The organism is Serratia sp. 121840015-1 (genome assembly GCF_053627655.1).
In genome coordinates this window covers 15,464-39,854 of record NZ_JBSEYF010000012.1, presented here as the reverse complement: position 1 = coordinate 39,854, position 24,391 = coordinate 15,464, and the positions used below count along the sequence as shown (strand labels likewise).

General features: G+C 44.7%; 35 protein-coding genes. 7 read left to right on the top strand and 28 right to left on the bottom strand.

Going from position 1 to position 24,391, the window contains the following annotated elements; translation table 11 throughout:
• From ACUXAC_RS26160 to ACUXAC_RS26145, 4 genes are all read right to left on the bottom strand, one after another.
• Positions 1-180: hypothetical protein (locus ACUXAC_RS26160; RefSeq protein WP_454267095.1), on the bottom strand; the 180-nt coding region annotated here is incomplete at its 3' end.
• 164 nt (positions 181-344) lie between these two features.
• Positions 345-500, bottom strand: coding sequence for a hypothetical protein (locus tag ACUXAC_RS26155; RefSeq protein ID WP_454267094.1), 156 nt, complete (start codon positions 498-500; stop codon positions 345-347).
• Positions 484-723 (bottom strand): hypothetical protein, encoded by a 240-nt coding sequence (locus ACUXAC_RS26150; RefSeq protein WP_454267093.1) that lies wholly within the window; start codon positions 721-723, stop codon positions 484-486. Before ACUXAC_RS26150 ends, ACUXAC_RS26155 begins: the two co-directional genes overlap by 17 nt.
• Before the next feature lie 81 nt (positions 724-804).
• Entirely contained in the window at positions 805-1,272 is a 468-nt protein-coding gene (locus tag ACUXAC_RS26145; RefSeq protein WP_060452212.1) for a transcription termination/antitermination NusG family protein, read from the bottom strand.
• A gap of 221 nt (positions 1,273-1,493) precedes the next feature.
• On the opposite strand from ACUXAC_RS26145, the gene ACUXAC_RS26140 reads away from it, so the two are divergent.
• The gene (locus tag ACUXAC_RS26140; protein ID WP_072274604.1) at positions 1,494-1,775 is read left to right on the top strand and encodes a helix-turn-helix domain-containing protein; all 282 of its coding nucleotides are present in this window, start codon (positions 1,494-1,496) and stop codon (positions 1,773-1,775) included.
• Positions 1,776-2,259: 484 nt separating this feature from the next.
• Here ACUXAC_RS26140 and mobP1 read toward each other — a convergent pair whose 3' ends face one another.
• The 12 genes from mobP1 to ACUXAC_RS26080 all read right to left on the bottom strand — a co-directional run bounded on the left by mobP1 (position 2,260) and on the right by ACUXAC_RS26080 (position 9,039).
• A complete protein-coding gene (gene mobP1, locus ACUXAC_RS26135; protein ID WP_454267091.1) occupies positions 2,260-3,405 on the bottom strand; it encodes a MobP1 family relaxase in 1,146 nt (381 codons plus the stop codon).
• On the bottom strand, positions 3,395-3,952 hold the full coding sequence (gene ddp1 / locus ACUXAC_RS26130) for a DNA distortion polypeptide 1 (RefSeq protein ID WP_454267090.1): 558 nt from the start codon (positions 3,950-3,952) through the stop codon (positions 3,395-3,397). Before ddp1 ends, mobP1 begins: the two co-directional genes overlap by 11 nt.
• Before the next feature lie 478 nt (positions 3,953-4,430).
• A complete protein-coding gene (locus tag ACUXAC_RS26125) occupies positions 4,431-4,634 on the bottom strand; it encodes a hypothetical protein (RefSeq protein WP_085337694.1) in 204 nt (67 codons plus the stop codon).
• A gap of 195 nt (positions 4,635-4,829) precedes the next feature.
• Positions 4,830-5,039, bottom strand: coding sequence for a hypothetical protein (locus ACUXAC_RS26120; protein WP_085337717.1), 210 nt, complete (start codon positions 5,037-5,039; stop codon positions 4,830-4,832).
• 126 nt (positions 5,040-5,165) lie between these two features.
• Positions 5,166-5,351 (bottom strand): hypothetical protein, encoded by a 186-nt coding sequence (locus ACUXAC_RS26115; RefSeq protein ID WP_454267089.1) that lies wholly within the window; start codon positions 5,349-5,351, stop codon positions 5,166-5,168.
• Between the two features lie 114 nt (positions 5,352-5,465).
• Complete coding sequence (locus ACUXAC_RS26110; RefSeq protein WP_241440760.1) at positions 5,466-5,981, bottom strand: J domain-containing protein; 516 nt, start codon at positions 5,979-5,981, stop codon at positions 5,466-5,468.
• A gap of 481 nt (positions 5,982-6,462) precedes the next feature.
• Complete coding sequence (locus ACUXAC_RS26105; RefSeq protein ID WP_230298461.1) at positions 6,463-6,894, bottom strand: helix-turn-helix domain-containing protein; 432 nt, start codon at positions 6,892-6,894, stop codon at positions 6,463-6,465.
• Positions 6,891-7,160, bottom strand: a complete 270-nt coding sequence (locus tag ACUXAC_RS26100) for a hypothetical protein (RefSeq protein ID WP_085337696.1) — start codon at positions 7,158-7,160, stop codon at positions 6,891-6,893. Before ACUXAC_RS26100 ends, ACUXAC_RS26105 begins: the two co-directional genes overlap by 4 nt.
• Positions 7,153-7,713, bottom strand: a complete 561-nt coding sequence (locus tag ACUXAC_RS26095; protein ID WP_454267087.1) for a hypothetical protein — start codon at positions 7,711-7,713, stop codon at positions 7,153-7,155. The genes ACUXAC_RS26100 and ACUXAC_RS26095 overlap by 8 nt, the downstream gene beginning before the upstream one ends.
• A gap of 41 nt (positions 7,714-7,754) precedes the next feature.
• Positions 7,755-8,036, bottom strand: a complete 282-nt coding sequence (locus tag ACUXAC_RS26090; protein ID WP_074031970.1) for a type II toxin-antitoxin system RelE family toxin — start codon at positions 8,034-8,036, stop codon at positions 7,755-7,757.
• The gene (locus ACUXAC_RS26085) at positions 8,026-8,277 is read right to left on the bottom strand and encodes a type II toxin-antitoxin system Phd/YefM family antitoxin (RefSeq protein ID WP_085337699.1); all 252 of its coding nucleotides are present in this window, start codon (positions 8,275-8,277) and stop codon (positions 8,026-8,028) included. Before ACUXAC_RS26085 ends, ACUXAC_RS26090 begins: the two co-directional genes overlap by 11 nt.
• Before the next feature lie 69 nt (positions 8,278-8,346).
• On the bottom strand, positions 8,347-9,039 hold the full coding sequence (locus tag ACUXAC_RS26080; RefSeq protein WP_454267086.1) for a hypothetical protein: 693 nt from the start codon (positions 9,037-9,039) through the stop codon (positions 8,347-8,349).
• 1,268 nt (positions 9,040-10,307) lie between these two features.
• Here ACUXAC_RS26080 and ACUXAC_RS26075 point away from each other — a divergent pair.
• The 4 genes from ACUXAC_RS26075 (at position 10,308) to ACUXAC_RS26060 (ending at position 13,137) form a co-directional block, all read left to right on the top strand.
• Positions 10,308-11,246, top strand: a complete 939-nt coding sequence (locus ACUXAC_RS26075; protein ID WP_176589686.1) for a replication initiation protein — start codon at positions 10,308-10,310, stop codon at positions 11,244-11,246.
• Between the two features lie 9 nt (positions 11,247-11,255).
• Positions 11,256-11,708, top strand: coding sequence for a hypothetical protein (locus tag ACUXAC_RS26070; protein WP_454267085.1), 453 nt, complete (start codon positions 11,256-11,258; stop codon positions 11,706-11,708).
• 231 nt (positions 11,709-11,939) lie between these two features.
• Positions 11,940-12,305, top strand: a complete 366-nt coding sequence (locus ACUXAC_RS26065; protein ID WP_454267084.1) for a DUF2726 domain-containing protein — start codon at positions 11,940-11,942, stop codon at positions 12,303-12,305.
• A gap of 10 nt (positions 12,306-12,315) precedes the next feature.
• Positions 12,316-13,137: a HEPN domain-containing protein gene (locus ACUXAC_RS26060; protein ID WP_454267083.1), complete on the top strand. Its 822-nt coding sequence runs from the start codon at positions 12,316-12,318 to the stop codon at positions 13,135-13,137.
• A 194-nt stretch (positions 13,138-13,331) separates the two neighbouring features.
• On the opposite strand, the gene ACUXAC_RS26055 is transcribed toward ACUXAC_RS26060, so the two are convergent.
• The 5 genes from ACUXAC_RS26055 to ACUXAC_RS26035 form a co-directional block, all read right to left on the bottom strand.
• Entirely contained in the window at positions 13,332-13,649 is a 318-nt protein-coding gene (locus tag ACUXAC_RS26055) for a hypothetical protein (protein WP_241440775.1), read from the bottom strand.
• Between the two features lie 40 nt (positions 13,650-13,689).
• Positions 13,690-14,337, bottom strand: coding sequence for an AAA family ATPase (locus ACUXAC_RS26050; protein WP_158524131.1), 648 nt, complete (start codon positions 14,335-14,337; stop codon positions 13,690-13,692).
• 319 nt (positions 14,338-14,656) lie between these two features.
• A complete protein-coding gene (locus ACUXAC_RS26045; protein ID WP_454267082.1) occupies positions 14,657-14,830 on the bottom strand; it encodes a hypothetical protein in 174 nt (57 codons plus the stop codon).
• A gap of 364 nt (positions 14,831-15,194) precedes the next feature.
• A complete protein-coding gene (locus ACUXAC_RS26040; protein ID WP_454267081.1) occupies positions 15,195-16,004 on the bottom strand; it encodes a SprT-like domain-containing protein in 810 nt (269 codons plus the stop codon).
• A gap of 85 nt (positions 16,005-16,089) precedes the next feature.
• Entirely contained in the window at positions 16,090-16,416 is a 327-nt protein-coding gene (locus ACUXAC_RS26035) for a hypothetical protein (RefSeq protein ID WP_197786861.1), read from the bottom strand.
• A 482-nt stretch (positions 16,417-16,898) separates the two neighbouring features.
• Between ACUXAC_RS26035 and ACUXAC_RS26030 the strand changes: the two genes are divergently transcribed.
• The gene (locus ACUXAC_RS26030; protein WP_454267080.1) at positions 16,899-17,243 is read left to right on the top strand and encodes a hypothetical protein; all 345 of its coding nucleotides are present in this window, start codon (positions 16,899-16,901) and stop codon (positions 17,241-17,243) included.
• A gap of 421 nt (positions 17,244-17,664) precedes the next feature.
• The gene (gene yjeJ / locus ACUXAC_RS26025) at positions 17,665-18,522 is read left to right on the top strand and encodes a YjeJ family protein (protein ID WP_454267078.1); all 858 of its coding nucleotides are present in this window, start codon (positions 17,665-17,667) and stop codon (positions 18,520-18,522) included.
• A gap of 90 nt (positions 18,523-18,612) precedes the next feature.
• Here the strand turns inward: yjeJ and ACUXAC_RS26020 are convergent, their stop codons facing one another.
• The 7 genes from ACUXAC_RS26020 to ACUXAC_RS25990 form a co-directional block, all read right to left on the bottom strand.
• Positions 18,613-19,359: a tyrosine-type recombinase/integrase gene (locus ACUXAC_RS26020; RefSeq protein ID WP_197786864.1), complete on the bottom strand. Its 747-nt coding sequence runs from the start codon at positions 19,357-19,359 to the stop codon at positions 18,613-18,615.
• A 390-nt stretch (positions 19,360-19,749) separates the two neighbouring features.
• Positions 19,750-19,965, bottom strand: coding sequence for a hypothetical protein (locus tag ACUXAC_RS26015; RefSeq protein ID WP_454267096.1), 216 nt, complete (start codon positions 19,963-19,965; stop codon positions 19,750-19,752).
• Positions 19,966-20,193: 228 nt separating this feature from the next.
• Positions 20,194-20,352 carry a hypothetical protein gene (locus ACUXAC_RS26010; RefSeq protein WP_241440785.1) on the bottom strand — a complete coding sequence of 53 codons (159 nt, stop codon included), beginning with the start codon at positions 20,350-20,352 and terminating at the stop codon, positions 20,194-20,196.
• Between the two features lies 1 nt (position 20,353).
• Positions 20,354-20,641, bottom strand: a complete 288-nt coding sequence (locus ACUXAC_RS26005) for a hypothetical protein (protein WP_454267076.1) — start codon at positions 20,639-20,641, stop codon at positions 20,354-20,356.
• A gap of 318 nt (positions 20,642-20,959) precedes the next feature.
• Positions 20,960-21,175: a hypothetical protein gene (locus tag ACUXAC_RS26000; protein ID WP_198809432.1), complete on the bottom strand. Its 216-nt coding sequence runs from the start codon at positions 21,173-21,175 to the stop codon at positions 20,960-20,962.
• Positions 21,176-21,790: 615 nt separating this feature from the next.
• On the bottom strand, positions 21,791-22,228 hold the full coding sequence (locus ACUXAC_RS25995) for an H-NS family histone-like protein (protein ID WP_197792490.1): 438 nt from the start codon (positions 22,226-22,228) through the stop codon (positions 21,791-21,793).
• Positions 22,228-24,378 carry a DNA topoisomerase gene (locus tag ACUXAC_RS25990; RefSeq protein ID WP_454267075.1) on the bottom strand — a complete coding sequence of 717 codons (2,151 nt, stop codon included), beginning with the start codon at positions 24,376-24,378 and terminating at the stop codon, positions 22,228-22,230. The genes ACUXAC_RS25995 and ACUXAC_RS25990 overlap by 1 nt, the downstream gene beginning before the upstream one ends.
• Positions 24,379-24,391: the final 13 nt, after the last annotated feature.

The following is a 24,391-nucleotide window of genomic DNA, read 5'->3' as shown; positions in this document are numbered from 1 at the left end:
GATTAAGCCAAACAATAAAATCAATTGGAAATTGAAATTTATATATTTAAAAACAAAAACCAAAAGACAAGCAATAATACCGGAAATGATGATGATTAATGCATTTCTTGCGTCAATTTTATTATTATGCAAGTCGTGTTTGAGAATTTTATCCATATAGTAATCAGTATTGTGTTTCATATAAACCCTTACCTCACCTTTGAAATTATGATGATGCATAAATGATAATTACAGCCATCCAGAAAGCACCACAACTCAAAAAAATTAAATGCCATGCGTATCTAATCAGAGAATCCATAGAAACCCTCTCAAAGAGAAAATTGATTACATTACACTTGAAAATTTCAATTTTTTTTATGCGTACCTTTATCGCTGGGTTTATAAATCACCTTGAATTTATTGTTATCAACAATTGTCTTACCGCCAATACTCTTGCACTGGGTTAAATCAACAGGCGAAGATAAAGCTAAACAGATAATAGCTTTAGTTTTGTTTTCCATTGCGATCGCCCTCAAACGCTTTGATGATATCGTTCTTAGCCTTTTCCCCATGTAGATCGATTAGATACTGAAAGAATTGAGCCGTTGTGATTTGCTTGCCGGTCATAAATGAAACTTCAATTGCCAGTCTTTCTACTACTTGTTTACGGGCAGCGCCTATATAGATAACGCCTCCCGCCGTAGACGGTTTTTTGATACGTTCTAAACCTGTATTCGATGACATGGATACTCCTGATATAGATGCAAAAAAGCACCGCTGACGGTGATCAGCGGTGATGAATAAATAACGTGATGGGAGTAAAAACTAGTGGGCGTTTCTTACATACCCGTCCAGAAAGCTGATGAGAGAAGCCATTCGATTTACAGGCTCGCTTTGCCCGTTAATTTCTTCCAGTTTCGCCATAAGGTCATCAGGCACATTACTGTAGGAAACTGATTGGTCACTTTGATCAACTTTCGCAAACTCAAGGTTGCGCAGGCCGTCGATAACAGCTTCCGGCAAAGGCCGTACTTGGCCACCAATCTTAACAAACTCATTCACACCAATCAGCTGTGTGATTTTGGTGGTGTGGACGACCTCTGGATCGAAGTACACAAACAGATATGCAGGAAACAACGGACGCTTATTGATTCTCACGCTCGTCTTACTGTCTGCTCTCTTCGTAATGACCGTGAGCTTAGGTGTGTAATGTGTGACCGACAAGCGTTCGAACCCAGCCAGGATTTGCTGGTACGCTTTCGGGCTGTGGTAAAGCAGAAACCAACCCTTCATTTAGAACCTCCTTTTCCACGCTGACGCCCTGAGCGATCCACGTGGATATCCCCAATACGCGCCACGCCATTACTGTATATATGTACAGTATTATGCGAATCTATGACATGTGCAACAGTCGTTGTGTTTGGTGATTCCCTGGTGTTACGTAATTCGTAACATCAAAAATGATAAGTGATGGTAAACGTGAGCCTCTGTTTCAATTACTTATCAGGTTTGCAATGGTTCCGAAGAGATTGAGAACTGCCAGATTATACGCTGGGTTATCCCAAGAAAAACTAGGCGTTCTTAGCGGCATCGATGAAGCGTCTGCCCGTGCACGGATCTCACGGTACGAACACGGTGTTAACCGCCCTACCTATGAGCAAACACGCCTCTTTGCCAGAGTCTTAAACGTCCCTACATGCTACTTCTACATCGATGACGATGAGTTCGCCAACCAGGTCTTAGCGCTGTATGACAAGACGTATAACCCTGCTATGCCGCCGCGCGCATTCTATTGATGCTTTACCACGCTGACGCCATTTCCGATCCAGATTGGAGGGGAAGCGGGTAGGACTCGATCACGTTGTTATCTATCTATACACTACTACATTCATATAATATCAAAACTTCCGGCCAAGGAAAGTATAAAAATCATTTACACTATGCCAGATTTTAAAGATATGACAGTGTAATAAGCCACTTTACCGCCATTAAACCAGTCGCTTCATCCATGTGAAAATTCATATCTAGATCAATCGATCGGCTTGCGGCTAAAACACAAACAAAAATACTTTTTTACTTCATCATTTTATCGCTAAGGTTAACCGATCAATATCAATAACTTGCAACCAAAGGTGATAACAGCAAGTACATCAAACCCACCTTTAAAAACAGAACAAAGCCAGAAATGTCTCAAGATGTCCAATATATATCCTATAGAATATATCAAATATATCTCCTAAATCATTTAGAGCAATTCTACATAAACAGATAGGACATACCTTAGAATTTCAAGAAGCCGACTCTGACGCCCACTTTTTGTTGCTCCTGTTTCATGAGGCTCATCTTCGCTTCCTGGAACTGCTTGATGCTCATGCCTTGCTTGATAGCTCTTTGTGGATCACTCAGCACTTCAACCTTGTTGAAGTTAACGCTGCGGTCGATTCCCATGACACCTTTATTCTCTATCACCCAATTGTTGCGCTTAGTCTCCTTGTAACCTTTAACCTCGCCTTGTTTATCGAACAAAGGCACTTTAACCGTTGTCTCACCTTCCTTCTTGATCTTGATAACGCTTCCCTTATTCACCTTCTCACGCAATAGCTCCCCAGGAAGATTTGTCCCCCAAATCGTAACCTCTTTGCCGCCCTTTATAGTCTTCAATTGAATATAGTTCTGGCGTTTGTTTTTCGGGTCATTTTTAAAATGAGCCCTCCCAAAGTCTACAACCTCATACAGATTCCTGGTGCGGTCAGGTTCGGACTTTAACTTATGTTTCAAGGCAAAATCATGCTTATGTGTAGCTTTTACGTTATAGCCTTTTTCCTGCAATTTATGAGCGAAGCCAGAGCGCAAATCTCGCAAGTCTGCTTTTCGTATATTAATTCTCACACCAGAATTATCGGGAATGCGCAAAACCACATGAACGTGAGGATTATCAGTATCTTTGTGATAAGCCATAATGAAACGGTTGTGAGGGTATTTTTCTTTAATGACGCTCTGAACCGAATCAAGCATATCTTCCTGGGAAACACCAACAACGGCATTAGTGTTAAACATCATGTTATGCGAAATATTTGGATTTTTATCATCATCAATTCTTAGCCGGTCTTCGGGGGAGATCATATAGTCGTAGGCATCCGACATATCCTTTCCACCTTCATACTCACGTCCTTCATCATCCCTCAGCTTGAGATCGGCATCGCGGCTAATGTAATTTATAGAGTTTTTTATACCCTTGGCGGTTTTAGCGTTACCGGTGATCTTCACCATCACTTCGCGACTAGCCCCTTTAGAAGCGATACGCTGTTTTACGCCTTTCTGATAAGCATCACCGCCATTCCTGGCTTTATGCGCTAAAGGGTTCTTAGCAGCCCGCTCACTTCGGGCTTTCTTGATTTTATACTCCTTATCAATGCTAACGCCCATTTCGTGTACCTCTCTTGCGGTAATTGCTTCTATTAATTCCAAGTGTGGTTAGCTTATCAACCTGCGCTTTTAACGCTTCAATGTTTTCATTAAGCCGCTGCACATCCTCTAAAAAACCATCATCATTGATAGTTAACATTTGCTTTTTTGAAATGATATAGTGAAGGTTCCTCCCTACTACATCTACAGCATTTCGCGCACGCCGGAGTTCTGCAACCTCATCCGGGTAAAGCGCCGGATCGCTACTTAATGATGAAGCCAACCTAAACCTTGATTCCTTTGACAAAGACCAACCATTTTTAATGGCTTCACCCTGCAATTTATCTTTAAGTTCCTGGCTAACCTTTATATTCAATTTTTCAGAGTTATCGGCAAAGTCAAAATCCTTTGCTTCATAGCTAAACCCTTCATTATTGGTTATAATTGTCATGGCTATTTTCTTTAATAATGAGGCTGGGGTTAATCCAGCCTTAGCCGCCTCTAATTTTAAAATTGCATCATCATTGCGGTCTAACCGTATTTGTATTTTTTTGCTTTCATCTTTCATCGAGAGCCTCCGGCAGCGGTTGGCAAATGGCTACATATACGGAATGAAATGACGTCATATGTGGCTAATTTGCCTATCTTGCATCGAGTTGTGATCCTTTGCAAGCCCGCTTACCGCCCACATACTACTGATTTATTTTATTATTCGCTGATAAAGCAAGGAGTTAACGCATCTAGATGTTTTCGCTACGCGAAACCATCAAGACAACGGAAATCACGCCCAGGCCGCCGCTATGCGTCAACCTGACCGCTCACCGTTGCAGGTGCGTTAGAAATGGTACTGTGTCGCTTAGATTAATTTTAGGCTTAGCAGGGCGGAGGGAGGGGGGAGGGGGGAGGGGGTTCGCGCTATGCAAGTATGTAACGCCTTCGGCGGCTGCGGGGGAATGAAACAGAGGTGATCTTCTGTGGCGTTCTTTTCCCCCTGATATGCCCTTTCGGGCATAAAAAGAGGGAGCCTAAGCCCCCTCAATCCAACCTTATCGAATTTGCGTCAAATCGTATTTTCGTCCATACCATTCGACTAATTGCGCCGGAGTCTCTTTTGCCTCAAATGCCTGTAGAATGAAATCCTCACTTAACGACACATCTTCCATCGTCACCCCGTATTTATGCTCAAAAATCCGTTTGACGCCTGCCTTGTAGTAGTGAATTGACTTCATGTAAAACGGCTTGTCGGTCATAGTGCATACCCTCGCAGATAGTCTACCCACCAACGCAAGTCGTCCCATGCGTGCGCTTTCATTGCCGGTATGTGCGTTTGTTTACCGCTTGCGAGCTGATTTGCTAGCTGTATAATGTCAATTGGCATCTTTAATTCCTCGACAGTCTTAGATTTGCCTGAGAGCCGGATTGTTAGCGCAACCCGGCTTTCATTTTTAGAACGGTTGGATCACTTCATTCACTTCTTTGATGACATATTTTTGTTGAGGGTTGTTCTGACCGAAAACATATGCGGCATCATATTGATTCAATGCATTGGTGATAAAGTGGCATTCAACCAATTCACCATTTACATTCTCAGCAATGAAAACCACGTCAAAACGAGTTAAGCGGAGGGTGTCAATGTTGCGGGTAATATTGTTCATAACGTAAACTCCAATCACCTTCGGGGTGTACCGATCGAATCGCTATTGATTCAATAAGTTCATTATACATCGTTTGATATCAGGTGCAAACTTTTATATACATTAATTTAAATTTAATGGCGTGTGTCAAACTTTAATTTGATTTCGGGTTGTATATTCTGCGTAATATCGATTGCCGTCTATATTTGCTGGGGTCAGGGTAACGATATACCCGGAGCCTGATTTTTCCACGGCTTCTAACGGATAATAAGACCGGTTTAGTATATTTAGAACCCTATCACCCACCACTAATTCTTTAGTTTTCTTTTCCATTATGTCGCCCTCTGCTGTAGTGAATATTATCGATTCGATAAATTTATTATACATCGTTTGATATCATCTTCAATATATGATGAAAAAAATAAGGCGGGTTTCCCCGCCTTTTTATTAATTTGTTTTTTCTAACTGTTTTTTACCTCTTGCTTTTCTTTGTCCGCTTGTTCCATACATTTCGCGGATCTCTTCAATTGTATGTGTTTTCCTGTTGTACACGCTTTTATGCTCTTCCGGTCTGTAATACCATTCTTTTTTGGTTGGTGCCCATTTGCATTTTAACGCTTTGAGCATGTCTTTATGGTTTCGGGTTTCCCCTCTAATCCACACCCAATTGCCAATAACCTCGAAAATCACCCCCTCCATTGTCACAAGTGTTTTTAGAACACTCTCAATTTCTTCTCCATAATTATAAATATCATCTTCATTCACGGATTGAAATTGCTTGATCTTCTCTAAATTATTGACGAGAAATTCATACGCAGCATTGACCATTTTCATCATCTCTGCGCCGATTGGGTTTTTATCTGGATGATACTTAACAGCGAGGCGTTTAAACGCTTTTTTGAGTTCTGCCTGATTAACTTCACCAGTTAAACCGAAAACATTGAGGGCTTCTTGAATATTCATGATTTTGTTCCTATCGCCGATCGGGGCGTACCGTTCAAATCAATGCTGATTTGATAAATTCATTATACATCGTTTGATATCAAAATCAATATTATTATGCGCGTAAGCGCATGAAAAGCGGCACAAAAGAGTTAAATATTACGCCGAGGTTAAACCGCTGAAGCCCGCCCTGGGGCGGTACGATTTTTCATAGGCAACATCCCCCATCCCCTCCCTGCAAAGCCCATACGGCCTCACAGGCGGATAATGCGTAACACTTCCCCTTCCCTCGGTGAGCGGTCAGAACGTCGTGCAGCGACGTTTTGAGCGTGATTTCCGAGGCGTTAGCGGCTGCGCTTGCGCAGACGGTTACGGGGGAAAATGCAGAGGACGAACAGAAGGGAAAGAATGCCATCACAATTGTCGCCGGCGCCTGGGCGCCAACGCCAAAAATGATGGTCTTTTTGCACCTGGCGCCCAGCTGCAGGACGCTATTTTGATGTCAAATTGACAGATACGGGTGTTTACCAGCCAGCAAGAGCAAGTAGTTATACTCTCCTACGGTTAAGGTTCCGCGCGTGTTTGGATTCTCTTTGGACTGCCAGCTACGCGGCAAGCAGCCAAATAGTTCAGCGGCTTGTTCGACGCTCAATCCGGCCTCTTCCCGTGTCCGCTTAACCTCATCAGCGGACGGTTTGTGCTGTACCGTCATCAATGCCGGTTGTTTCTGCGTCAAAACATGCTGCGGATGTTCACCGGCCAGCAACAGCAGAAACTGGAACTCTCCGGGGCGTATGCCGATCGTCTCTTTTGACGTTTCAGACTCCTTTTTCTGCCACGTTGCAAGCGTCACGCCGAACAAGGCCGCCAATTCTTTTTGCGTCAGGCCAAGTTGATTTCTCAACTTAGCAATTTCGGTGCCGGTAGCTATCATTCTTCGCCCTTAAAGAATTCAGAATCGAGTAAAATTTTGGTTGAGCGCAATTTAGGTAAATCCATCCCTTTTAATTCTTTTTTACTGTTTGCGGTAAACTGAGTAACCTGATCCACAAATTCTTTTTCCGTACCGTCAGGAAAGCGCTTGCGTTTAATCCGTGTGAATACGGCCTCTAACTTGCCGTCATCCAATTTAAAAACTTCTGTTTTGAATGTGTTCATGCCGCTGGAACCGGCATGATGATAGACGCAGGTCTTAGACATTACTTTGCCCTCTTAATTGACTAATAAATCCAACGAGCCGGATAATTTCATCCATCGTTAACCCTTTAAGGTTAATTTTATAGTTATCGTAGCAGTAGCGCTGAACCTCACCGCCGATCCCCTCGTGATTCAATTCACAGACTCTGTCACTGTGACCGTAACGAGGCCGCTCTACGCTGACTAAGCGCCCCAACGCATCGATAAACCACCCCTTCACCTGCTGCCGTTCGGCCTCTCTTTCCCGATCGCTGACCGCTTTAGCGAGCTTGTCCTGGGCACCGTCCAAAAGCCGCTTGCGAATATCACGACTGATCGCCGTTGGTGTTCTACTGTGGGAAATATTAATCACGTTGTCGCTGCTGTGACCGATCACGCCAAGTAAGCGGAACTGGTGATAGGAGCAGGTAACGATGATGCTGTAATGCCGGTATTCAGGAGAGCGCAAGACTTGACGCCATTGTTCAGACTTTAGGCGGTCGATGTGCCACCCGTTGCCAAGTAGCAAACAGACTTGTTCAAGGGTGGTAATTTGCTGATTTGAGAATTCTTTCATGTTGTACTCCTATCGCCAATCGGGGCGTACCGTAATAAAAATTATCGTTTGTCGGCGGTTAAATAGACTTCATCCCCTGCCCGCTTGCCAACAGCGATCACCAGCAGGACGATTTCGTTGTCGATGACTTCGTAGACCAGTCGATAGCCTGACGAACGTAGTTTGATTTTGTAGCGGTTCTGGCGGCCACTGAGTCGGGACGCTGGGACATGTGGATTCTCTAATCGCTCGGCCAGCTTTTTTTTCAGCTGCTCCCTGATCGGATGCCCCAGCTTTTCCCACTCTTTCAGCGCCCGCTTCTCAAACTTGAGTTTATAAGTCATCGAGAGAAACGCTCACGTACTCGGCATCTTTCATGCGCTCATCAGCGATTTGATTGAGCTCCGCATCTTCGGCCAGTTCGCGATAGTATGCAAAAAGCTCAGGGGGAACGCAGTAGAACGCCGGTTCGTTGCGATTGAGGATCGCGATCGCTTCACCGTCTCCGTCGGCAACGGTTCCCATCGGATTTTTTTTCAGGTCGGTGATAGACGCCGCCGTAGTGGTTAAGATCTGGTAAGCCATATGCTCCCCTCCTTTACATCAAGTTAGAACACCAATATTAGCACCATTAAAAGCACCTTTCAATGTGTTCTAGCTGTGGAACTCATCTTCAAACGGTTCCATTAATTCATTAATATATTTAACACCAACTTTATCTTTTATATCTTCTTTCAGTCGCTGGCAGATTAATTTGACGGCGCTGGTTTTAGCTGCCGTTTCGATTTGGCAATCATAAAGGCGTTCTAGCATGTATGTTATTTTCGTTATATTTGAACCGTATTTTGAATGGGCGTAAATTAAAAACTTCCCTCCTTCTTTATCGTTGTACTTTTCCATAAAAATAGTTGCTTGCGAATCTTCATCATAGTCAAATTGTTCAAGAACAATTTTCTTTGTTTTCTCTGGAAAGCTAACCTCAATAAAATCTATTTTTTCCCCTTTAATTTTATCGAGGAATTCAGAGAAGGAAGGATAAACTTGAGCAAACGAAATAAATTTATCGGCAGGGACTGAACAGGTATAAAAGCAATCAATGCCGTCATCCATTTTTGATTGAAACCCTAAATCACGGTCATAGTGGCTTTTACAAAACTCGACTAAATCAGTTAACGCGTTTTTTTCAGACAACCGCTCATCGGCAATTATCGTATGTTCCTGAGTTTGCTCGTAGTAGTCAACATCACCGGCGCTGATCGCTTCCAGGATCGCAAAGTCCAACAACTCGCACTGTGACAGTATGCTCATCTCAATGCGATGCATCTGTATGTTATTGATTCCAGCCATTAATAATTATCCTTGCAATGTAAACAAGTACAGCCGAACTACCTGGAGGCTCGGCGACCAGTAAGCCTATGCGACCGGCCAGCAAAAGCAAAGCGACAATGCTGATAATGCTCAAACGCTCTCAGCGGGCTTTTGAGCGTTTTGGACGGTTTGGCGAAGGGGTTGCATTACAGAATGTCGTATAGCGCCTCTGAGAGCTTCACAGAGAGAGTCAAAAGGATCCTTTTAGGATCTTCCCCACCGCTCGCCGCAGTTTTGACTAGCGGAGGCAAGCAAAGCGCCGCCGGAGTCTGTCAAAACGAGGAAGCGGAATAGCTACCGGACGTTATGAGAGCACGCTCACACCTTAGCATATTGGGGCGATCAGGAGGTCAGACCGTGGGTTTTGTGGTTTCGGGTTATCCACAGGGTTTTGTATTACTGATCTTTTTTTACTTATTAAAAGACTTAATTCAAAACTTACTTAAACTTGATCTTAACTTAATAGACTTAAGTAACATTTTATTAACATATTTATATCTTTATTTTTCAATGGGTAATTGTTTGTTTAGGGTGCCATCTAAGCTTCAAAGGTGAACGTCTATGCCGTTAAAGGTGAACGCCTATGCCGTTAAAGGTGAACGCCTATGCCGTTAAAGGTGAACGCCTATGCCGTTAAGGGTGAACGCCTATGCCGTTAAGGTGAACGCCTATGCCGTTAAAGGTGAACGCCTATGCCGCAAGAGGTGAACACCCATGCCGTTTGAAATAGCGAGCGTATGAAATACCGGTTATAGGCAGTTTCCAGGCCGATTTTTGAACTGCATTGGTCGCATAATAATCTGATATATATATCAATCTAGCAGATCGGTTTGTGGGTTAGTTACCTGTAAGGGCGATAAGCTTGCTCATAATAGATGTATTGCTTTGTTTATAAAGTATTTTTATTGAAAGGTGAACGTCTATGCCGTTTGTTCTGCTTAGGATCCAATGAAAAGGTGAACGCCTATGCCGTAGCAGGCGAAGCGTTAAAAGTGGGGAGCCATGCCGTTCCAGGTGAAGTGTTAAAGGTGAGGAGCCATGCCGTTCCAGGTGAAGTGTTAAAGGTGAGGAGCCGTGCCGTTCCAGGTGAAGTGTTAAAGGTGGGGAACTGTGCCGTAATAGGTGAAATGCTAAAGGTGGGAAGCCCACCTTTAGCCACCCACCTAAAGGTGAACTTGTTTTTCTTGCAAAGTTCACCTTTAGTGTTATTGTAGTTTTATCGAATAGAACAAAACAGGTTTGTACGGATGAAACTTCAAAATGTGACGCCAAAAACAAAGATCAGACATCGGAATGAAATCAACTCAACGTTCTCTATGCTTCCCTTATCAGCCCGTAGAATCTTGTTTATGGCTATTGCGCAACTAGATTCAAAAAAGATGCTTGAACAAGGACAAACGTTTAAAATTACTGCAAAAGAGTATTCAGTGATAGCTGACGTGGACATATCTGTTGCATATAAACAGCTTAAAGAAGGTGCTAGTGAATTGCAGACCAGTATCATTAGCATTCCAAAGAGTCAGCTTTTAGAGCCATTCGCGAGAGCTGGGGAACCTTTGTTACCAAAAAAAGGCAAAAAGTCACCAGCTGATACTATACGATCCTTAAATTTGACTGAATATTGTGACTACGCGGAAAGTGAATCATCTATTGAACTTAGTTTTACTCGGTTCATTGAACCTTACATTTGCCGTCTGAAAGATAATTATACAACCCAAGTGCTTCTATCAACAGTTAGGCTTTCAGAGACGAATGCTAGTTCGCTCTACCAGCTTATTAGAAAGAATATTAGCATTGGTAAGAGAAGCTATTTTGATATAGAGGTTGATGAGTTGAAGGATGAGTTGAATCTTTTTAAGATTGAGGATGATGAAAAATCATACTTCTATCCAGACTTCAAAATTTTCAATCGAGCTTTTTTGAAAAAGAATGTAGCTTTGATTAATGAAGTGACTGAGATAAAAGACCTTGATTTTTCAATTATAGAAAAGGTTGCGCGTAAGGCATCAAAGCTTCGTTTTACTTACTCAGTAAGCAAAGAAAGTGAATCGGATGATGATTTTTCTGACGAAGTGCAGGACACAGTTGCAAAAGAAGAATTAAAATCTAATCGCCCGCATTCAAAACGTGATATCAATGAGATTTCCGAACCGGATACTCAGATCCCGCCGGGGTTTAGAGGTTAAGGAGAATGTATGTCTAATATCTATCAGTTTCCACAAGGCAAAGAACGGCAGCGGTTTAAATCGGCTGTTAAACATGCCAAGAACGAACGTAAACGAGCGGCAGCAAAAAATACGCTCTTTTCCTGGGTAGCTTCTGCGTGGTTCTACTCTCGCCTTGCCGTCGCTTTTGCTATGACAACCTCCGTTCTTTTTGTGATAAACCTGCTGTATTCTTTTAGAAAGGTTCTCACGTTTCTGACGGTTGTTCTTGGGCTGATCCTCTACTACACAACTTATGAGCATCATTTTTATAAAGGGAATGATTTTACCCTGCTCTTTTGCATCGGGCTTGTTTTCATCGCGCAATCGGGTTTGGGACTCAATTTTTTGATGATTCGATATCAACCATTTTTACGGCTGTTTCGTGTTAACGATACGAAAGGAACCAGCGATCACAAACGTGTGAGTAGTGAGGAACTATGAGCGTATCTCTCAGTTTTTATGTAGCTGATTTAGCTCAAAGCCGTTGCCTATTCGTGGCCTCTATTCCTGGAAGAACGGGGTTTGATGACAGCTCTGTACGTGCATGTTTAAAGAACGATGCAAGATAGGCAAAGTGTTCCCGTTTGACGTCATTTCATTCCGTCATCCGTTTACACTTTGCCAACCCTGCCGGTGGCTCTCGGAGTTGCTACGCAACAAAAGGATATGAAAATGGATTACCAACAGCGCAACCCACTAACTGATGCAGAGAAAGAATTCTATGTTAACCTGGTGCAGCTTTGCCCCCCAGGAACGGTAATTTTAAGTAAGATTAAGCTCGCAGAAGTTGTAAAGCCAACGGCTGAATCTGGAACTGATAAATTTTACGATGATGTAAAGAAAATCCTGAGTCATACTCTGGATTTTGCTGTTTATGATTTGAATAGAAATTATACCGTTGCAGTTATTGATTTTCAAGGTAATAGCGCTGCAAATGAAGAACGGAAAACATTCCTTACTTCTATTTTTGACCAGTTATCAGTAAAATATTTTTGTGTTGATAGTGTTGCGGAAGCCTATTTAATCGATATTTTTTAATGAGGGTGCTATGGGTTTAGTTAAGAGTCAATTAGACGACATGCAGGATGAAAGGAAAGATGATTGGATACGTGATTACATGGGGCTTGATGAAGACGATGAGCTCGATGAGTTATCCGCCGATTATCTTGAGGCTGAGTATCAGTATCAAGAGCTTCAAGATCATCTAGCTGATGAAGCTTGGTATCAATTTGAACTGGAGCAAGAGCAAGAACGAGAAATCGAATGGTTAAAGCGTAATCCACATCTAACCATTTACAATCAATACTTACGAGCTCTGAACTCTGTTCTCTCTCTAAACTCCATCCAGGGAAATGAAGCGCTTTTGAAAATGCAAGTGGCCTACTGTGTCACTATTTTAGAATCTTGCCTCAGTGAGATGCTTAAGTCCGTTGTTTTGTCATCAGGGGAATTTTTAGAAAATGCCGTTACCAATGTAAAGGATTTACAGAACTCTACTGTTTCTTTGAAAGAGGTACTTAAAGAAAGTAATATCATAGAAAAGCGGGTAATGAATCATCTATCTGAGTTGCTTTATCACAACATTCCAAAAGTGTTAAATACTTACCAGGCAGTGTTAAACACTCCGAAACCCAAAGGGCTCCAACTTAGTGAAGTGATAAAACTTACATCACTTCGTCATGACATAGTTCATCGTGATGGAAAATCTGTAGATGGAGTTAAAATGTCTCTATCAGAAACAGATGTAAATGCCTCAGTGAAACTAGTTAGTGAATTTTTGACTGGTGTCAGTCAATACATTACATCAGCTGTTGATGAACGGCATCAGAAAATAGAACAGCAACGTTTAAAAGAAATTCCGCCATTTTGAGTAATGCCCCTTTCGGGGCTTTACTTTCCTATCATCCATTTACAAATAGCTGGTATGCCCTTACCAATGAATAAAATCGCAAAGATAAAAACGAATGAAATGTACGCAACATAAAACAGCATTGCAGGCCATGATGTTTCTTTAATCACTTCGATTATGTGGTTTACTAAGTCCATGTAACCCCCTTCTCTCTATCAATTCCAACGCCCTGGGCTTCTTAGGCTGATTTCGCCTAGCAGCATTAGCAGGTCGTTATCATCTAATTTTGCCAAGGTTTTTAACGCAGCACGAATAACGTTGGTTTTTGTTGCACCGGTTCTCTTTGCTGTATTTTCCACAAAATCCTTTTCTTCTTCGGTCAAAGTAAACAGCGTAGGTTTAACTTTCTTACGCGTCTCAGGGCGCTTATCACCTTCTCTAATAAACGATGTCACCTGCTCATTTCTGTCTACCGTCTCAGCTTCTGAGGCAGGCTTACGCATTGGCAATTGTACTTTTGGCTTTGTTGACATATCCGTCACCTAAACGTTGATTCAAAATTTAAAATTAAGGTTAAAAAATCCCTACTTCATGGCACAATAATTCAATCTCACCCTTAGCTTGGCCGTCTTTTGCTTCATGTACGCCCTGCCCTGCGTTAAAGGTTTTGACGTACACGGTGCGCTCGCCGATACGCTGTTTTGTCGGCTGTAACCAATACTCATCGCTCTTAAGCATATTAGCTAAATCAGTAGCGTCTGTATTCCCGCTGCGCGTCGAACAACGGTTAAAGACCAGGTGCGCTTTCAACGAAGGGTTGTGCTTTTCCTGCGCCGTTCTGACGGTTTCAGTGAGGGCTGCGATAGAGTCGATCTCCGATTGCGAGGACGGCTTTACCGGCGAGAGTAAAATATCGCTCACTGTGAGCGCTGAGCGGAATTCCTGGCTATCGTGACCGGCGGTATCAACCAGGACGATATCGTAGCGCTTGTTCAGCTCTGTGAGCTCTTTACGCAGATCACCGTAGGCTTCGACGAACGTGAAGGATGGCAAACCGGCGTCCTGGCGACGCGCATACCAACTTTTCAGGCATCCCAGCTTATCGGAGCCCACCATAGCGATGGTTTTCTTCGTCATATGACGAACCGCTACGGCAATATTGGCCGCTTTTGTTGATTTCCCTACGCCGCCTTTGTGACTACCAATCAGAACAATCATCATGACCTCACTCGTTAGTAATATATTCGACATATGCAGATTAGCATTTATCAGATATATGTCAATAACAATATGTCAGATATATTATCAATAATATATCTTCAATATATTCACTACGGGGTTAGCTTGTGTTTCACTTACGGTGCGAAGAAATCTGTTTCAGGTCGGGTGCTACCAGCAGGCTCTGAGGTTGAGCCCCTTGTCACTGATAAGCTGGCGTAAGTGATGGCATTAGAGGGGGTTAGGTTGTGGTGATAAAACAGACATGAATGATGTAACTAAAGTTTATGGTTAAGGAGGCTTAGCCTCCATGGTCTGCCACTTACTTTTTTCGGCTATTAATGCCGATCATAAAAGCCGTTATGCCAACGGACAGTGCTAGTATCAGTGACATACCTGCACTCAGGCAGAAGAATTTATAAAGAAGCAAAAACAAAGTCACAGCGCCAGCACCTGCGCCAAAAAAGCATTTGATAAGCACCTCAACCCTTCTCATCTCACTCTCCTTACAACTCTAACAGGCGATTATGCGCTCGCTTGAAGTCATCTATCTTTCGGCGTAACTCGTCGCGCTCCCATTTCATAGCACTTAGCTCACGCCTAAGACGCTCAATCTCGTCACTGTGGCGTTCATACGTCATCAATGACTTGAGCAGTGTCTGCGAAGCAGTTTTCTCCCCTAGCCGCTTCCCAACTGCCTCTAGGGCTGTATCATGCTCTGGCTGTGTCCTGATCGTTAATGTCCCCATCTTAATCTCCTTTGATAGTATTCTGGCGGTCGGTGCCTGGTTCCGGGTGGCGATATTGCCGTCATTATTCCGTTGGCCATCGCGCCGGCGCCGCCACTTTTGATAGCAAATCTACTGATCGACGTCTATGAATGCGATATTACAATCACCGCACAAGAGGTTTAGCCCAGGCTTGCCCCAAGCCGCCGCCCCACATTCCGGGCAAACGTGCTTGTGTCGCGTCTTTGGCTTGGGTTGCAGGACGACACCCGCGACCTCGCCCCCATCTTCTTCATCATGGCTCTGCACTGACGGCACCAACGCCAACGTTAAGAGACGCTCAACTCCAGCTTGTCCGTCTGCAACGGGGTGATCTTGAACAGCCTGCGCCAGCGTTTCTCGCCACTGCTCAATAATCGGCGTTAGGTCTTTGGGCTGTTCGACCTTAATCGGGAACCGATCAAACCAGCTGAGCGCAAAACCGGAACGAAACAGCTCAAGCGTTTCTTTCATGAAGCGGCCGCCGGGGATAGGGTAGTCGTTCATCGATTGCCCGACTTTATTTCCCCCAGGCTGGCCGGTTGAGGACGGCATAAGGCCGACCTGCTCCATTTTTGCCGCCCACTGCGCATTGTGATAACCCTTTCTCGACGGGTTGCCAAAATGGAACTGCCACATGTGGCACTGCTCATGCACTAACGTTTGCATGACCTCGATCAGCGGGTAGACCGGGAAATACTCAGGGTTGAGGGCAATCTCATCTATCTGTGTACCGTCCGCCGGTGACACAAACCGGTTACGGCTGAAATAACCCATCGTGTTCTTCCCTCGCTGGAACGTGATGAGGCAATCCGGCAGCTGGCCGCCGAACAAGCGCTGATTGTAGAAGTCATACGCCTGTTGCAGCTCCGCATAGGCGCGTTCTGTCGCCCGTTTCGTCATCAGATTTTTCCTCGCTGGTGCCAGTTATCTTAATTTTGCAATAACCCCACTAAAGCCCTGTGTCAACAGGGCTTGTTTATGGCTTTTACATATACTTTTCTGCAAGCAAATCAGCTTCCTTCAAGGCAGGTTCCAAGTTTGTCGTGTAGTCACAGATTACATCCCAACCGTCATTACCATAAACAAAGAGCACCCAACCGACGCGGCGTTCGTAGTCACCAGCGCGGTAAACCTCCAACCGATCAATGTCAGTAGAAAACATATCGGCAATAATGAGTTCAGCATCATTTACTGGTGAATTAACCACTTCCTCGCCATCAAAAACGCTGATCTCATACCCAGCTCGCAGCAGACCGTTAACAGCTGCATTAGCAATTTCTCTCTCGATACGAAGGCGGTTATCTAGGTTCATGTTGCGTTCCTTTTGGATTTGTTTTGTACAAAACAGATAATGGCACACGTTTATGTATTGTACAATACATTTTGCTATCATTATTGAAGCTTTCGCCCTGGGCTAGGTGTTAATATACTATCATTATTGTGTGCATCGAGGCGCTGCAGCGAGTTGATTTGATAGCTTTAAAGGGGCATTTTATTATGTAATGCCCTCTAACCTATCCATTTGACTACATTTTGATTTGCGTTATTCTATTGGAGCTGAGCTTACTCAGCTGGATGAAGCAGACAGATTTACCCTGTCATCCCGCTACCAACTTCCGTTGGTCAGGCCAAGTCCGGTAAAGGCGATTCTGAATACCAGAGAACGCTCTGGCGAAACCCACCTCAAGGTGGGTTTTGTTATTTTGGGTACACCGATCGCAATTCAGGGATATATCCGATACATGTCGGATATATCTCATCTCTAAGGTTGTTCTGTCTTTATGAGCTTGTGCTATGATTAAGCTGTACATGCATACAGTGGTTATCATTATCATGAAAGACGGCTACAACCCTTTTCAAACGACCGGCATCAACTTTTTCCGGCACTGCGATGAGATGATCCAGGTTGTCTACCTGGGCGCGTTTCTGGAACGTATAGAACCCGGTACTTTAATTTTCTTTCAACGCCTCGATGGCCTGTTCTGGATGGGGCGGGTATGGCCTGAGCTGTTCTGGTTTGAGCTCGAAAAACCGATCACAGTCATGGAAGGGCTGACGTTTCTTTCCCAGCAGCACTACATGCGGGTACTTCACGAGAAGGAAGGGGATTTTGTTCATCAGCATGAACTCCCCTTTTAGATTCATATCAGATATATTGATATATCTGATATATAGTCAATCAAGCGCTGCCTTGCTTGAAGGGGCTGGCTTCGCCTTTGTTGCTAGATGGCTCAAGAACAAGAACAGCAATGAGATCCCAACCCCTACCCACTTATCGGGATAAGATGAAAACAGGGAGATAAAGAAAAGCCATCCATAGATGGAATACAGGGCGATTCTCGCAAAGATATTATCCATAGGTTCCTCAGTTCGTTAAAAACACACGAAGCCTGAATGTACAAAAAAACATCGGCAATAACAACGCGCACACATCAATATATATGGCATATATCTGATATATTGATATATCGCATATATCTTTTGCTTATCTTAACAGTTGCTGCATTTTTGTCCCCCCAGGTGCTACCATTGGGCAACGTTAACCGATAAGGAAAAGAGCATGGAAAACAGAGTGATTGGGTTAATCACTGGCGCTATCAAGAGTGAAGGGCAATTCCTGGCACTGGCAACAAAAGTGCGTCTCGAAGATGGAAGGGATGAGGTGTTGTACTTTGCATTCCCGAAACTTAAAGGTCTGTTGTTTACCCTGCAAACCAAACTGGGCTTGATGCAAGAAAGCGGCACCTTTAACACGGCACAGACCAGCCAGGAAACCGATCAGGAGCAAGCCCGGTATCGCCAGCAGGCCCTGACGTTCACCGACGAGGAACTTAGCACACCCGACGCCCAGAAAGGGGTAGTGTCGATTTCAACGTTACCCGGAGAGGGGTTTATCACTCTGGATATCGCACGCATAGACGGCCAGCGTGTCAGCTTCGCTATTCCTGATGCCGCCATTGAAATCTTCACCGGCTATATCCTGCATACGCTCAAAGCCGCTGGCGGCGATGCACTTATGTCGCACGCTATCTCAAACCTGGACTTCATGGGGCTTTACTCAGTGGAATACGGCTCGAACGGGGAGCTGGACTACGAATTTCACAATCAAGATCCGTGGCAGATGAACGCACTGAAGCACCACATGGCGATCTTGTATACCGTCAAGAACGGCACCAGGCAAGAGGTCAAATGTGCAGCCATCGTGAAGACGTCCATCCCAAGCGGGACGCCGGAAACCCTCGATATGGCTAAACGCGTCGCAGACGCGCACCCTCGCCTGGCCGCATACCAACACAAATTTGACACCATTCACACCCACCTCCTGCACAATCCATCTGATCAACCGATGGAGCTTGACGCGGCTCTTGAGGTTTTATCTCGCTTATACCTTCATCATGCCTCAGGCGGTAACGCTTAGGGATATATCAGACATATCTTTTACGGGATATATCTGACAAACATCATTAAATATATATCGGATATATTTTATTTAAATATATCCGATAAATCATCTAGGTAATATCTCTGATATATCTTTGTGACTCATCAGCGCTATCGCGTCTTCCGGCTGCATCGAGAACGTCAACCCCAGGTCGCGTGTTACATCCAGGGCAAATATCTTGGTATAGACTTCCGTACTCTCGATACGCTGGTGTCCCATCAGCGCCTGCACTTTCTTGATGTGAACGCCGTTCAGCAACAGATGCACCGCGTAGCTGTGCCGGAATGTCTTCGGCACGATAGGGCGCACCGAGAACGTTACCCCGTCACGCTCAGCACGGCCAACCGCCGCCTTTAACCAGTTACGCGGGGTTTCACTGCTCTTGAATCCCCAGATCGGCGTTGCTCGCCGCGTCATCAGCTTGAACGTCGCAATATACTCCTGCACCCGCCGGACATAGGCCACATCCGGCAACGGCACCGCGCGCAGCGGTGGCAGCTTCTCTTCCTCTTTCTGGCTTTCCAGGGAAGGGCGGCCAACACGCCGCCGGGGTGCCTGGCGCTGCTTGAGTGTGCGCAAGCGAACAAAGGGCATCAGCTGATCGTGGAAGAAAAAATCGTTCGGGGTCAGCGCAGCGGCTTCGTTCGGACGTGCGCCGGTGTTCCACAACGTTTCGAAGAAAAGCCGCTGATGCATGTCGGGAAGATAGGAAAGCAGAACGGCCACTTCCGGTGCGAGCAGATAGAGCGGCAGATCCAGACCGGCGGCGATCGCCACTTCGCGTAAGCGAACGGCGTGCTCAAATCCCCACATCGGGGTGATTGCGCTACGCGAATTCTGCAAAACGGCGGGGGGTAGAAGACTCAATTTTTCAATCTCCGCAATCTGGTCACTATTGCATCACCCGGTCATCAAAATCGATTGCCGGTCGCTGGTGTGGGTTAATTGTGGCAGAAGGACGGGAGTAGGGCGATGGGAAAAATTCGGTAATCGGTCAGAATGGGATTTGGGGAGTTTTCGGGTATGCGCCATAAAAACCCAATATAGCCAGGAGGGAAGCCGGGCGAACGGGACGCCCGTCGCCGTCGCCCGGCAGTATCAGCGGTGTGCAGGCACTTGATACCACAGGGATTATAACGCGTAAGGCCAGGGGAGGGGAGCGATTGGGCTCTTTGCCGGTAAAGCCCAATTGGCGCGGCACTATCAAAAGGGATCGCCCTGTGAGGGGAGTGATACACCAATCAGGCGAAGGATAAAGCCACGCCACCCTTTGTTAGCCTGTTGGTTTATCTTATAAAGTGTATTTCGTTCTTTTATAAGCTTTTCCCATTCGGAACATAGCGTTATATCATCGAGATCGGTTATGTGCTTAACTTCACCATTAAACACAACCGTGTTAATACCATTTCCAATATTCATCATCTTATCCAGGAATATAGCCGTTGTAAAACTCACTTTAACTTAGAGACGAGTGTTTTCATAATGATCATGAAAACAATCAATATAACTGAAACAATCCCAAGACCAGCAATAAAAAAATTATAAGGTTCAGATAAGTAGAATGCACGAAGTATCATTAACAAGAACATAAAAAGTAAAAAAATCAGTGCTGTATAGCTCATAGTTAAACATCTTCCTTATGTAACACTATCTTTTTATTGGATAATGCTTGTCTTGTGTTCTTCTCTCTTGTTCAAGGTTCTTTGTTTTGTTGCTAACTTTTCTTTGCAGCAACAAGTACACAATATACACCAAAGGCATTAAAAACAAAAACACCGGTAACATCCACATATCAATGTTTTCCATGTTAATTCCTTTCTCTCATAGCAAATATCAACATACCTATAAACAGCATAAACACGGCGGCGAGTGTTGAACCATATACAATCGCCAAAGCTAGCTGCGGATTTCCGCTCCACAGCTCTTGATCATGATAGATACCGACTGATGACAGCGCAGCCAATACAAGGTAAGAAAGGAAACATAAAAATGATGCGGCATTACGCTTTAGATAAAGAATAGTGATTAGGTAAAGCACGAACAGGATAGGCACTGATAAAACGACTGCCTGAGAAAAAAACTGTTGTATTTGCATCGTCAATTCCCTTTAGGAAGCAAACAAATAGTTTACACCCAAAACATAAATCGCCGTGACTCCGAACATAAACCCATACAAAGAGATCCAATAGATCGGAGGTTCATCATATGCATCTCTAGAAATGATAGCTTCTAGGGTCAAAATCAAGTAAACAATAAAAATAGCTGCGTACATGTTAAAGCTTTCACGCCAGAACGTGAACCATATCCAGGGAACCGCTACAACAAGAGCACCCAGTAAAATAAGTCGAGACAAAAACATAAAACCTCCTTTTTCGAATCACAAAGATGATAATACATCGTTTGATATCTTGATTCAACTTATTCCTTTATGCATATCATCAAATTTCTCTTTGAATTTGACAACTTCATTATAGCAAAACTTCCGTTTTCGCCATGCGGCATTATGGGTACAAAGGGGGAGTTGAAGCCCTTTTAAAACACCATCACTTTTGAAAGCAAAAACCAATTCACCTTCGTCAACGCCTAAGAGCGCTGCGAATTGAGCCGTGTCTAGGGTTAGTCTTGTCATAGAAGGTACCGGGATTATGGGATATAGCCGCCAGGCGGCTTTCTGTTACCCACGAACTCCACAATCGCCCCTGATAGCCTTGCACCTGCTATCAGGGCGCTCCCGTTCGCGGAGGTGGCTGGTTGGCCTCTCCGCTTCACTGGCTTCGCTCATGTGGATTTGTGGATAACAGGAGGTGATAGCATTTAAGCTTGCTGAAGCTGTTCGCCAGGCGTAAAAATGATATCAAAAAAGGGTTCGATCGCTGGCCGACCGCCGATAGGATGATAGTAAATTGAGTTACTTGACTAACTTCTTACAAAAGTAAAAAAATCCAATTCCCAAAAGAAGATATGCATAGTAGCTAATGTATTTTGATAACGGCTCTAATGCACTTTGGTAGTCGGCACCTTTGGTAATGAAAACAAGAACACAGGAGGCTATTGTTATTATGAAAATAGAGAGTAGGCAGTAAGATCCTTTCCTCACCCCCCACAAAACGAATAAGGCAATTATGTAAAGAACAAAAACAAGAAAACTAACCATTAGAAATTCTCCAATCTACTTACTCACCCCAAAAAAAACCGACACACCTGAATGTGTCGGATATATATCATTACATATATTATTGAGTTATCACTGATTCTGCGATGGGATCAGGAAGCTGTCCAGCGACTTACCCTGATCCAAGGCATCTTGAATTGGTCGTGGTTTACGGCCAACGCCTGACCAGTAATGCATTGCACCGTCTTGCTCATATTGATATTTAGGTGCGCGTTTTACGCCGGTTTTTGATTTCTTGCTCGAACCGCCTGATGATTCAATACCCAACAGCTCACTAGGGTCAAAACCTTCTGATTGGATCAGCTGAAGCAGTTCAAGGCGTTTCGTTTCACGCTCAGCACGTTCTTTCTTTTCACGCTCAGCATCTTCGCGTCGTTCGTCGATTACAATGTTCAGTTTTTCTTGCATTTCGACCAACAGATCGAAGTCAGTTTCACGTGCAAACGCGCGTACTGAACGGATGTTAGACAAAAGACCTCTAACTTTGGTGTAAGTGTCGTTCTCGCTCATCACTTCCCCTTAGATTTTTTAGAAAACTCGAAGCCCAGCTTACCTGTGGCTTTATCCTGCAACACCAGAATGGCGTCGAACTTTTTACCCGCACTACTGGTGAAACCTTTAATCTCGCTTGATTTGCCTTTCTTGAGGATGGTTTCAACCTGATTTGTTGTCAACTTTTTCTGTGCTACCGTTGACCAGATTTTAAAATCACATCCCGTACAGGCAAATAGTTTTGGCCGAACCATGATCTCGTTATCGCAGTTCGGGCATTTCTCGGTGAGTCGAGGGATTTTACCTTCTTCTCTTTTCTCACCTTTAATTTCGCCTACATTAACGTCTTTAAGTTGCTCAGTCAAAAATTCATATAAATCGTTTACGAACTGATCAACAGTTAAGGCACCCTCAGCAATCTGCAATTGTTGCTCAAACCAAAGTGCGGTCATATCAGGCTGCGTTGCCACTTCCGGCAACGCATCGAAAAGCGCCAAACCGGTGTCGGTGGGGATCAGCTTCCCTTTTTCAACAGTGATAAAGTTGCGTTTCTTCAACGTCTCAATAATCGTGGCGCGGGTTGCCTCAGTACCGATTGAACCGTGCGCCTGATCGTTGTCCTTGTCCTTTTCTTTAAGCAACTTCTTAATCTCGGGGTTATCAACAAAATCAGCGATGCGTGTCATCGCCGAGATTAAACTGGCTTCATCAAAAAGTTTTGGCGGCGTGGTTTCTTTCTGCTGAACGGTAGTTGAATCGCAACTCCCATCCTGGCCGACCTGCAATTGGCTGACGGTTTCAAAAGCCGTTTCAACCGTGTCGTCCTCTCCCACTTCTTTCGGCTCTTTCAAGTACGCCTCAAAGCCCGGATGCACGTCCTTAATCGCTCGGTATGTGAAGGTATGGCCGTTAGCTTCAATGCGCCCTGTAGCCTCCTGGAAGCGCTTAGGCGGCATGAATTGAATAAGGTACTGCTTGGCTATGGCCGTATAAACATGCCGCTCATCGACGCTCAGTTTGTCCAGGTCAGGGACGTTATCAGTCGGAATGATCGCCGTATGTGCTGTGACCTTGCTACTGTTAAACGCCTTGCTCTTGCGGGTGGTGTCTACATCAGCATCAGCAAAAGCGGGACTGGCTTTCAATGCGGCCACCACGTCCGGGGCTTCGGTAAACTGCTCATCGGACAAATAGGCGCAATCAGAGCGGTTATAGGTGATCGCCTTGAATTTCTCACGTAATCCCTGCGTGACTTCAAGTGTTCGAGCGGCAGACATGCCGTGATCGCGGTTCATTTGCTGCTGTAGCTTGCTCAGATTAAACGGCAGCTTTGGCGCGGTTTCTTTGTCCTTAACCGATGCGTCAACCACTCGCGCCGCTTTACCGTTCACCGCTGCGGCCAGCTCGTCCACATAGCTTTTCTGGAGTACATGCCCTTTTTCATCAACCGGGGCGTCTTCCGGGAATTGCAGGCGCGCAGTCAGGCTACCGGCACCGAATGTAAACGAGCCGTCGAGCATGTAGTAATAGGACTTACTGTGCGCCTTATTAGCACGCCAGCGCCGAACGATGAGCCCCAGGGTTGGCGTTTGGACACGACCAACCGACAGCACACCACGATAACCCTGGGATTGCGCCTCAATACTGTATGCGCGGGTTGAACTTAAACCGTAAATCTCATCCCCGACGCTGCGGGAAAGCGCCTTAAGGTAATCACCGTGAAACTCTTTATTGTCACGCAAATCAGCTAACGCTTTTTTAACGCCTTTATCAGTGTTGTCGTTAATCAACACGCGCTTTACCGGCTTATCGCAGCCGCTATAAATCAACAGCTCATCAACTAATAGTTGCCCTTCGTCGTCCGGGTCGCCAGCGTGAACAATAACGTCAGCTTGTTTAATCAAGTCGAGCACTTTGGTTACATGCTCAACCTTATCCGGCGCAATTTCATATTGCGGGGGATAAAGTTTTAAAGGTAAATCCTCTTTGTTCCATTGTTTATACGCCGGGTTATACACTTCCGGCTGCACCGTTTGTAAAACATGACCGAACAACCAGGACACTTTATCGTTACCGCAATCAATATATGCGCCTTTGTGGCTACCTCCGCCCAGGGCGGCGGCAATGTCTTTAGCTACAGCTGGTTTTTCTGCAATAAAAAGTCTCATATCATTTATCCTT

Bases quoted from the DNA above. Each gene is read 5' to 3' on its own strand.
- ACUXAC_RS26155 (WP_454267094.1), bottom strand. From the start codon at position 500: ATGGAAAACAAAACTAAAGCTATTATCTGTTTAGCTTTATCTTCGCCT.
- ACUXAC_RS26150 (WP_454267093.1), bottom strand. From the start codon at position 723: ATGTCATCGAATACAGGTTTAGAACGTATCAAAAAACCGTCTACGGCG.
- ACUXAC_RS26145 (WP_060452212.1), bottom strand. From the start codon at position 1,272: ATGAAGGGTTGGTTTCTGCTTTACCACAGCCCGAAAGCGTACCAGCAA.
- ACUXAC_RS26140 (WP_072274604.1), top strand. From the start codon at position 1,494: ATGGTTCCGAAGAGATTGAGAACTGCCAGATTATACGCTGGGTTATCC.
- mobP1 (WP_454267091.1), bottom strand. From the start codon at position 3,405: ATGGGCGTTAGCATTGATAAGGAGTATAAAATCAAGAAAGCCCGAAGT.
- ddp1 (WP_454267090.1), bottom strand. From the start codon at position 3,952: ATGAAAGATGAAAGCAAAAAAATACAAATACGGTTAGACCGCAATGAT.
- ACUXAC_RS26125 (WP_085337694.1), bottom strand. From the start codon at position 4,634: ATGACCGACAAGCCGTTTTACATGAAGTCAATTCACTACTACAAGGCA.
- ACUXAC_RS26120 (WP_085337717.1), bottom strand. From the start codon at position 5,039: ATGAACAATATTACCCGCAACATTGACACCCTCCGCTTAACTCGTTTT.
- ACUXAC_RS26115 (WP_454267089.1), bottom strand. From the start codon at position 5,351: ATGGAAAAGAAAACTAAAGAATTAGTGGTGGGTGATAGGGTTCTAAAT.
- ACUXAC_RS26110 (WP_241440760.1), bottom strand. From the start codon at position 5,981: ATGAATATTCAAGAAGCCCTCAATGTTTTCGGTTTAACTGGTGAAGTT.
- ACUXAC_RS26105 (WP_230298461.1), bottom strand. From the start codon at position 6,894: ATGATAGCTACCGGCACCGAAATTGCTAAGTTGAGAAATCAACTTGGC.
- ACUXAC_RS26100 (WP_085337696.1), bottom strand. From the start codon at position 7,160: ATGTCTAAGACCTGCGTCTATCATCATGCCGGTTCCAGCGGCATGAAC.
- ACUXAC_RS26095 (WP_454267087.1), bottom strand. From the start codon at position 7,713: ATGAAAGAATTCTCAAATCAGCAAATTACCACCCTTGAACAAGTCTGT.
- ACUXAC_RS26090 (WP_074031970.1), bottom strand. From the start codon at position 8,036: ATGACTTATAAACTCAAGTTTGAGAAGCGGGCGCTGAAAGAGTGGGAA.
- ACUXAC_RS26085 (WP_085337699.1), bottom strand. From the start codon at position 8,277: ATGGCTTACCAGATCTTAACCACTACGGCGGCGTCTATCACCGACCTG.
- ACUXAC_RS26080 (WP_454267086.1), bottom strand. From the start codon at position 9,039: ATGGCTGGAATCAATAACATACAGATGCATCGCATTGAGATGAGCATA.
- ACUXAC_RS26075 (WP_176589686.1), top strand. From the start codon at position 10,308: ATGAAACTTCAAAATGTGACGCCAAAAACAAAGATCAGACATCGGAAT.
- ACUXAC_RS26070 (WP_454267085.1), top strand. From the start codon at position 11,256: ATGTCTAATATCTATCAGTTTCCACAAGGCAAAGAACGGCAGCGGTTT.
- ACUXAC_RS26065 (WP_454267084.1), top strand. From the start codon at position 11,940: ATGGATTACCAACAGCGCAACCCACTAACTGATGCAGAGAAAGAATTC.
- ACUXAC_RS26060 (WP_454267083.1), top strand. From the start codon at position 12,316: ATGGGTTTAGTTAAGAGTCAATTAGACGACATGCAGGATGAAAGGAAA.
- ACUXAC_RS26055 (WP_241440775.1), bottom strand. From the start codon at position 13,649: ATGTCAACAAAGCCAAAAGTACAATTGCCAATGCGTAAGCCTGCCTCA.
- ACUXAC_RS26050 (WP_158524131.1), bottom strand. From the start codon at position 14,337: ATGATGATTGTTCTGATTGGTAGTCACAAAGGCGGCGTAGGGAAATCA.
- ACUXAC_RS26045 (WP_454267082.1), bottom strand. From the start codon at position 14,830: ATGAGAAGGGTTGAGGTGCTTATCAAATGCTTTTTTGGCGCAGGTGCT.
- ACUXAC_RS26040 (WP_454267081.1), bottom strand. From the start codon at position 16,004: ATGACGAAACGGGCGACAGAACGCGCCTATGCGGAGCTGCAACAGGCG.
- ACUXAC_RS26035 (WP_197786861.1), bottom strand. From the start codon at position 16,416: ATGAACCTAGATAACCGCCTTCGTATCGAGAGAGAAATTGCTAATGCA.
- ACUXAC_RS26030 (WP_454267080.1), top strand. From the start codon at position 16,899: ATGATTAAGCTGTACATGCATACAGTGGTTATCATTATCATGAAAGAC.
- yjeJ (WP_454267078.1), top strand. From the start codon at position 17,665: ATGGAAAACAGAGTGATTGGGTTAATCACTGGCGCTATCAAGAGTGAA.
- ACUXAC_RS26020 (WP_197786864.1), bottom strand. From the start codon at position 19,359: ATGTGGGGATTTGAGCACGCCGTTCGCTTACGCGAAGTGGCGATCGCC.
- ACUXAC_RS26015 (WP_454267096.1), bottom strand. From the start codon at position 19,965: ATGAATATTGGAAATGGTATTAACACGGTTGTGTTTAATGGTGAAGTT.
- ACUXAC_RS26010 (WP_241440785.1), bottom strand. From the start codon at position 20,352: ATGGAAAACATTGATATGTGGATGTTACCGGTGTTTTTGTTTTTAATG.
- ACUXAC_RS26005 (WP_454267076.1), bottom strand. From the start codon at position 20,641: ATGCAAATACAACAGTTTTTTTCTCAGGCAGTCGTTTTATCAGTGCCT.
- ACUXAC_RS26000 (WP_198809432.1), bottom strand. From the start codon at position 21,175: ATGACAAGACTAACCCTAGACACGGCTCAATTCGCAGCGCTCTTAGGC.
- ACUXAC_RS25995 (WP_197792490.1), bottom strand. From the start codon at position 22,228: ATGAGCGAGAACGACACTTACACCAAAGTTAGAGGTCTTTTGTCTAAC.
- ACUXAC_RS25990 (WP_454267075.1), bottom strand. From the start codon at position 24,378: ATGAGACTTTTTATTGCAGAAAAACCAGCTGTAGCTAAAGACATTGCC.